This window comes from Micromonospora sp. NPDC005324 (genome assembly GCF_040607155.1).
GTDB classification, from domain to species: Bacteria; Actinomycetota; Actinomycetes; order Mycobacteriales; family Micromonosporaceae; genus Micromonospora; species Micromonospora trifolii.
The window spans coordinates 120,192-126,191 of the sequence record NZ_JBEXGE010000021.1 but is presented as its reverse complement, the minus strand read 5'-3'; the positions used below and the strand labels follow the sequence as shown (position 1 = coordinate 126,191).

Sequence of the window (6,000 nt, the reverse complement as noted above, 5' to 3'; positions counted from 1 at the left end):
GGGGGTTTGGTGGGGGGGGGGGTGGGTGGTTTTGGGGCTGGTGGGGGGGGGGGGTTTGGGGGGGGGGGGGGGGGCGGGGCGGGGGGGGGCGGGGCGGGGGGGGGGGCCCCCCGGGGCCCGCCGGCTCCGGCGTCAGAGGGTGATCAGGTCGAACTTCTCCCAGGGGCCGATCGCGTCCCGGTTAGCGATCAGCGCCTCGGCCCCGCCGTTCTCCGCGACCACGTACCTGTTGTTCACCGTCGCCCGCAGGCTGACCGAACCGTCGGTGTTGCGGATCAGGGCGAAGGTCTCCCACGATCCGGCGGACGCCCGGTTGGCGATCAGCGGGTTGGCGCCGGCGTTGTCGGCGCAGACGATCTGGTTGTTGACCCGGGCCCGCAGGGCGATGGTGCCGCCGCCGAGGTCGATCTGCTCGAACTGCTCCGAGGTGCCGACGCTGGCGGCGGACGCGACGAGGTTGCCCGCGCCGGCACTGGTGGCGCTGACGTACCGACCGTTCGCCTGGGCCCGCAGCGCGACCGCCCCGGTCGTCGGCGTGCTGCCGGTGAGGATCCGCAACGCGTCGACCATGCCAACGGAGGTGGTCTTGTTGACGATGCGGATGGTGTGGGAGCCGTTGGCCAGCCCGGTCCTGCGGAACACGACCTGCTGGGCCTGGCGGGCTCCGGCGACGTTCAGGTTGACGTTGGCCTGGAACACGTTGTCCAGGTAGACGTCGACGTTGCCCATGTCGCTGAACCGCTCGGACAGGTACTCCACCCCGGTGCCGGTGAAGGTGTAGCTGGCCGCCGAGCCGACAGTGGTGCTGTGGTGGGTGTCGTCGTTGTAGTCGCCGTACCCCCGGGCTGTGGTGTGGTGCCAGTTGGCGTCGTAGGTCAGCATCGTGTCGTTGACCAGCCCGCCACCGCCGGCGCCGCCGAGGCCCAGGGTCGAGGCGGTGCCGGACAGGCTCTTCTCGCCCTGGTTGGCGGTGCCGGTCAACGTGGTGGTCGCGTACGTCGACAGCGGCTTGGCGGTGCGCTCCACCACGTACACCGTGTTCGCCGCGGTGGCGAAGCTGATCTCGGCGGCCGAGGTGGTGGTCAGCACGGCGTTGTCCGAGGTACGACGGACCCGGACCTCCTGGCCGCCCCACGGGTTCACCACTCGGGCCGTCTTGCCGTACTGGCTGCGCAGCCCCACGTACTTGGTCTCGCCGGCCTCGCGCTCCGAGCTGACCAGGAACCCGTCCTTGGCGAGCAGTGTGAACTTCCCGACGAAGCTGGAGGCGGTCGGCGCGGCCGGGAACACGCGGATCTTGTCGTTGTACGACTGGAGCAACGACTCGTTCATCGCGGTCAGGTGGACGCCGAGGTACTCGAAGACGCCGTTGGTGTTGTTGGTCATCCCGTTCGGGTAGTTCTGGTACTTCTGCAGCATCGTCCGCATGCCCTGGAACGCCTGGTCGCCGAGGCCGAGCCGGGCGGCGTGCACGTGGTCGTTGGACCAGACGTTGCCGTACGGGTGCGGTCGCACGTTCCAGGTGGTGATGGCGGTCTGCTGGTCGGGGTAGCCGATGCCGGTCTGGTCGTAGGGCCAGGCCAACTCCAGCGCCACGTTCTCGTTGTTGCGGGTCTGCGCGATCGGTGGGTCGTGCGGCAGGTACGCCCCGTTCTGCACCTGGTACGGGGCCAGGTTGTTGACGATGGTCTGCCAGTTGGCCCGCAACCCGGCGTCGAGACCGAGTTGCTGGCTCACCTGGATGGTGAGCGGGAAGAGCAGCCGCACCGCCGCCAGGTCGGTGATGGCGTTGCGGACGTCCCAGTACGTCTCGTGGGCGTTCGAGTTGGCCATGTACCACCGGCCGGTGGCGCTGTCGTAGTCGAGCATGTCCTCGTAGAACTTCACCGCCTCCCGCATGTACGGGTAGGCGGTGTTGCGCAGGTACGACTCGTCGTTGCTGTACCGGTACTGGAGGTACATGTTGTAGGCGGCCTCGGTGCCGGTCGAGTAGGTGTCGTTGACGTAGTCGCTGTTGATCGTGCCCCGGGCGTTGCCGTCCCAGCCCATCGTCTCGGGTACCCAGAGCCCGTCGCTGCCGTACCGGGTGGTGGTGTACGTCTTCAACGCGGAGAGGTTGCGGCTGTAGAGCCGGTTGAACCCGGCCATCAGGTCGACGTGGTTGCTCGCCAGGAACGAGTTGTAGACGTCCCGTTGGTTCCAGTACCAGTACCCGTTGCTCCACTTCGAGGTGTCCTGGGTCGCTCGGAAGACCCCGTTGATGAAGTGCAACGGGTAGTTGCCGTAGCCGCCCGCCGCGATCATGTAGGTCGCCAGGTAGTAGATGTTCTCCAGGTAGTCGGCGTCGCCGCCGGCGTTGGAGTACTGGACGAACGACTTGGCCCAGAAGTCGTGCCACCAGTTGCGGTAGTTGTTCAACGTGGTGGCGTAGCCGGCGGCCTTGGCCGCCGCCAACTGGTTCTTCGCCTGGGTCACCGAGTTCAGCCCCGGTGAGTTGATCCGGCTGGCCGCGGTGAACCACACCGTGTAGCTCGACGTGGGGGTGATCGTCAGCCGGACCCGGGTGCCGTTGACCACCTGGGAGGAGTACGACGCCCCCTCGACAGTGGCCGCGAGGGTGTACCCGAAGTTGTTCGCGTCGGTCTGCCCACGGCTCAGCCCGACGCCGCTGGCGTCGGCGAAGGTCGAGACGGTACGCCAGGTGTTGAGGTCGGGGACGTCCGCGATGTTCTGGACGGTGTTCATGTCCCACAGGCTCAGGTCGAGCCCGACGCTGCTCACCCCGGGTCGGGTGTCCTCGACGTGGATGCCCATCACCTCGGAGTTGGGCGCGCCCAGCACCGTGACGGTGCGATTGTTGTCGTACTTCGTGGTCAGCGTCCCGTCGTACAGCGAGAGGCGTTGCTGGAAGGTGGTGTAGCCGGTGTCGAGCTGCGGGTTGCTGTACAGGTTGACCAGCCCGGCGGCGTAGGTCGACTGCTGCGCCAGGTCGACACCGGAGACCTGGGCGGTCAGACCGTTGTCGTTCCACACCATGGCGCCGGTGCGGCCGTTGCCGACGGTGAGCCCGTGCAGGGGGTTGGTGTTCGGACGGTTGTAGACGACGTCGTGCTTCGACAGGTAGGCGGCCCGGTTGACGTTCAACGTCCCGGTGCTGGTCCCGAACGCGGCGTCCGTGGGTGCCGCGGTCGCTGGCCCAGCCGGCCCGACGGCGACGACACCACCGGCGAGCAGGACAGCGAGCGCGATTCGTAGCGGCGGCGTCAACTTCATCGACACGATCTCCTCTGGATCGTCGCGGATGCAGGTCTCGCACCCCGGGAAGTGCCCCGGTGTGCCCACGTCCGCCGAAACGAGGGCGATGTCGAGACGACGCGGAGCGGTGCCATCCCGCCGAGTTGACGGCATCCGGATGAACATCGATCCACATCGTTGATGTGCAGTTAACATCGGACGTCTGTGAGGGTCAATCCCTTGGGATAGTCGAGATCACCTCAGGAGCGGTGAGTCGCCACGTTGATGACGTTGCCGTCCGGGGCGCGGACGAAGAACCTGCGCACGCCCCACGGCTCGGTGGTCAGCGGGTGGACGATCTCGTAGCCGAGCCGCTGTGCCTCGGCATAGGCGTCGTCCACGTCATCCACCTGAGCGCTGATGACCGAGTCCTCGGGTGCTGTCGCGTCTCCGGAGACGAGCTGCACTGCCACGTCGGGGTCGGGTGAGGTGTAACGGGCCACCCAACCCAGGTTGAACGCCTCGGTGCTCAGCCCGAGAAATTCGGTGTAGAAGCCCTTCGCGGCGCTGACGTCAGCCACCGGAAGGTTGGGCAGAATACGGATGACGCGCATGCGGACCTCCAGCTCAAGGCGATCGGGACCCGTGATTATCCGCCGACGACCTGAGCGATGCCGAGAACTGAACCGGCGGGTTCCGTCGTCATTGTCACCCACCACAACTCCCTGATCGACGAGGCATCAGTTCAGCTCAGCGCGGCCGCCTTGCCGAGCAGCACTGAACGTTCGCGTTGGTTGGCGCAGAGCCGGGCGGCCAGCTCCAGCTCGGCGCGCGCCTCCGGAAGCCGGCCGAGGCGGGTCAGCAGCTCGCCGCGTACGGTCGGGACGAGGTGCGAGCCGGGAAGCCGGTTCGAGGCGATCAGCTCGTCGACGATGGCCAGGGCTGGCTCCGGGCCCGAGGCCATGGCGACGGCGACGGCCCGGTTGAGGTCGACCACCGGCGAGGGCGCGACCCGGCCGAGCGCCTCGTAGAGCCGGACGATCCGGGCCCAGGCGGTCTCCTCGACCGAGGGCGCCGCCGCGTGCGTGGCCGCGATCGCGGCCTGTAGACCGTAGGGGCCGAGGCCGCGCTGCGATGCCCTGGTCAGCGCGGCAAGCCCACGGCGGATCGCTGGGAAGTCCCACAACCGGCGGTCCTGGTCCTCCAGGAGGATCGGGGTGCCGTCCGGGTCCGTCCGGGCCGGGAATCGCGCGGCCGTCAGCTCGCACAGGGCGAGCAGACCGTGCACCTCCGGCTCGTCCGGCTGAAGCGCGGCAAGTGTGCGGGCCAGCCGGATCGCCTCGTACGCCACGTCGGGGCGCAGCAGCCGGTCGCCCGACGTGGCCGTCGATCCCTCCGTGAAGATCACGTAGAGGACGCTGAGCACACCGCCCAGTCGCTCCCGGCGCTCGCCGACCGGCGGCAGCTCGAACGGCACTCCGGCCGCCGCGATCGCCTTCTTGCCCCGGGTGATGCGGGCCTGCACGGTCGGCACGGGCACCAGGAACGCACGGGCGATCTCGTCGCTGGACAGGCCGCCGACCACCCGCAGGGTCAGCGCCACCCGCGCCTCGGGGGAGAGCACCGGATGGCAGCTGACGAACATCAGCGCCAGCACGTCGTCGTCGATCCGGTCGGGGTCGATCTCCTGGTCGAGCGCGGGATCGGCCGCCAACAGGGTGTATCGCTCGTGGAGGGCGACCCGGCGGCGGATCGCGTCGATCGCCCGCCGCCGGGCCGTAGCCATCAGCCACCCGGCCGGATTGGCCGGAGAGGCACGCGGCCAGGACACCAGCGCCTCGGCCACCGCCTCCTGGGCGGCGTCCTCGGCCAGCCCGAAATCACCTGTGAACCGGGTCAGCGCGGCCACGATCCGCGCCGACTCGATCCGCCAGACGGCCTCGACGTCGGCCGTACCCATCAAACGTGGCCGTTGCTCTCGCCGCCCTGCGGGACCTCGTCGGCCCCGGCCACCCGCCGGACTTCGATCTTGGACCCGCGGACCGCCGGGACCCGCTTGGCCCACTCGACCGCCTCCTGTTTCGTGGTGACATCGAGCAGGAAGTAGCCGCCGAACAATTCCCTGGTCTCGCCGTACGGACCGTCGGTGACCATCGGTGCATCGCCGCCGAAGTCGACAACGACACCCTGGCGCGGATCGTCCAGCCCTTCGGCCGCGACGAGAATGTCCGCCTTCATCATGTCCTCGATGAACTGGCGGGTCGCGGCCATCATCTCGTCGAGGTCGGCCATCATCGCCGCGTTCGTCTCATCGGTGCCCCGCATGATCAACAGGTACTTCGACATCGCGTTCTCCTCATCCGACGGGGCCGTCTCCCGGCCCCAGCATCCCCACGTCGAACGGGAAACCCGCGGATCGACACGGCCCTGGAATTCGTCCCTGCTCCGCGATCTTGCATGTGCTGTCCCGACATAAGGGGTATCCCACGCGTGTCGACATCTGAAATGCAAGATCGGCAAGGCGGGGACCTGGTGGCGACCTTGATTGAATCGGTGTTCGTCAATAGATTGAGGGTGGGCGCCGCCGGGGTCCGGGGGACCGGGCCGTCGGCGGCTGACAGGTCCACCCCGAGCCGGGCACTTCGGTCGTACGCACGACCGGTCGCTGTGGCGCACCGCCGCGCCGCATCCAGGGCACGTTGCCGTGCCGCGTCCGTCAAGGACGCGCCGCCGTGCCGCCTCCGCTCAGCTCGATGGCAGAAGGAC

At 68.5% G+C, this 6,000-nt stretch carries 4 protein-coding genes; all 4 read right to left on the bottom strand.

Features of this window, described 5'->3' with window-relative positions:
• Positions 1–132: 132 nt before the first annotated feature.
• Positions 133–3,273 carry a carbohydrate-binding protein gene (locus ABZS40_RS22195; RefSeq protein ID WP_354945227.1) on the bottom strand — a complete coding sequence of 1,047 codons (3,141 nt, stop codon included), beginning with the start codon at positions 3,271–3,273 and terminating at the stop codon, positions 133–135.
• A gap of 221 nt (positions 3,274–3,494) precedes the next feature.
• Positions 3,495–3,848 (bottom strand): VOC family protein, encoded by a 354-nt coding sequence (locus ABZS40_RS22190; RefSeq protein WP_354945226.1) that lies wholly within the window; start codon positions 3,846–3,848, stop codon positions 3,495–3,497.
• A 131-nt stretch (positions 3,849–3,979) separates the two neighbouring features.
• A complete protein-coding gene (locus ABZS40_RS22185; RefSeq protein WP_354945224.1) occupies positions 3,980–5,194 on the bottom strand; it encodes a DUF6596 domain-containing protein in 1,215 nt (404 codons plus the stop codon).
• The gene (locus tag ABZS40_RS22180; RefSeq protein ID WP_354945223.1) at positions 5,194–5,580 is read right to left on the bottom strand and encodes a YciI family protein; all 387 of its coding nucleotides are present in this window, start codon (positions 5,578–5,580) and stop codon (positions 5,194–5,196) included. Before ABZS40_RS22180 ends, ABZS40_RS22185 begins: the two co-directional genes overlap by 1 nt.
• Between the last annotated feature and the right edge of the window lie 420 nt (positions 5,581–6,000).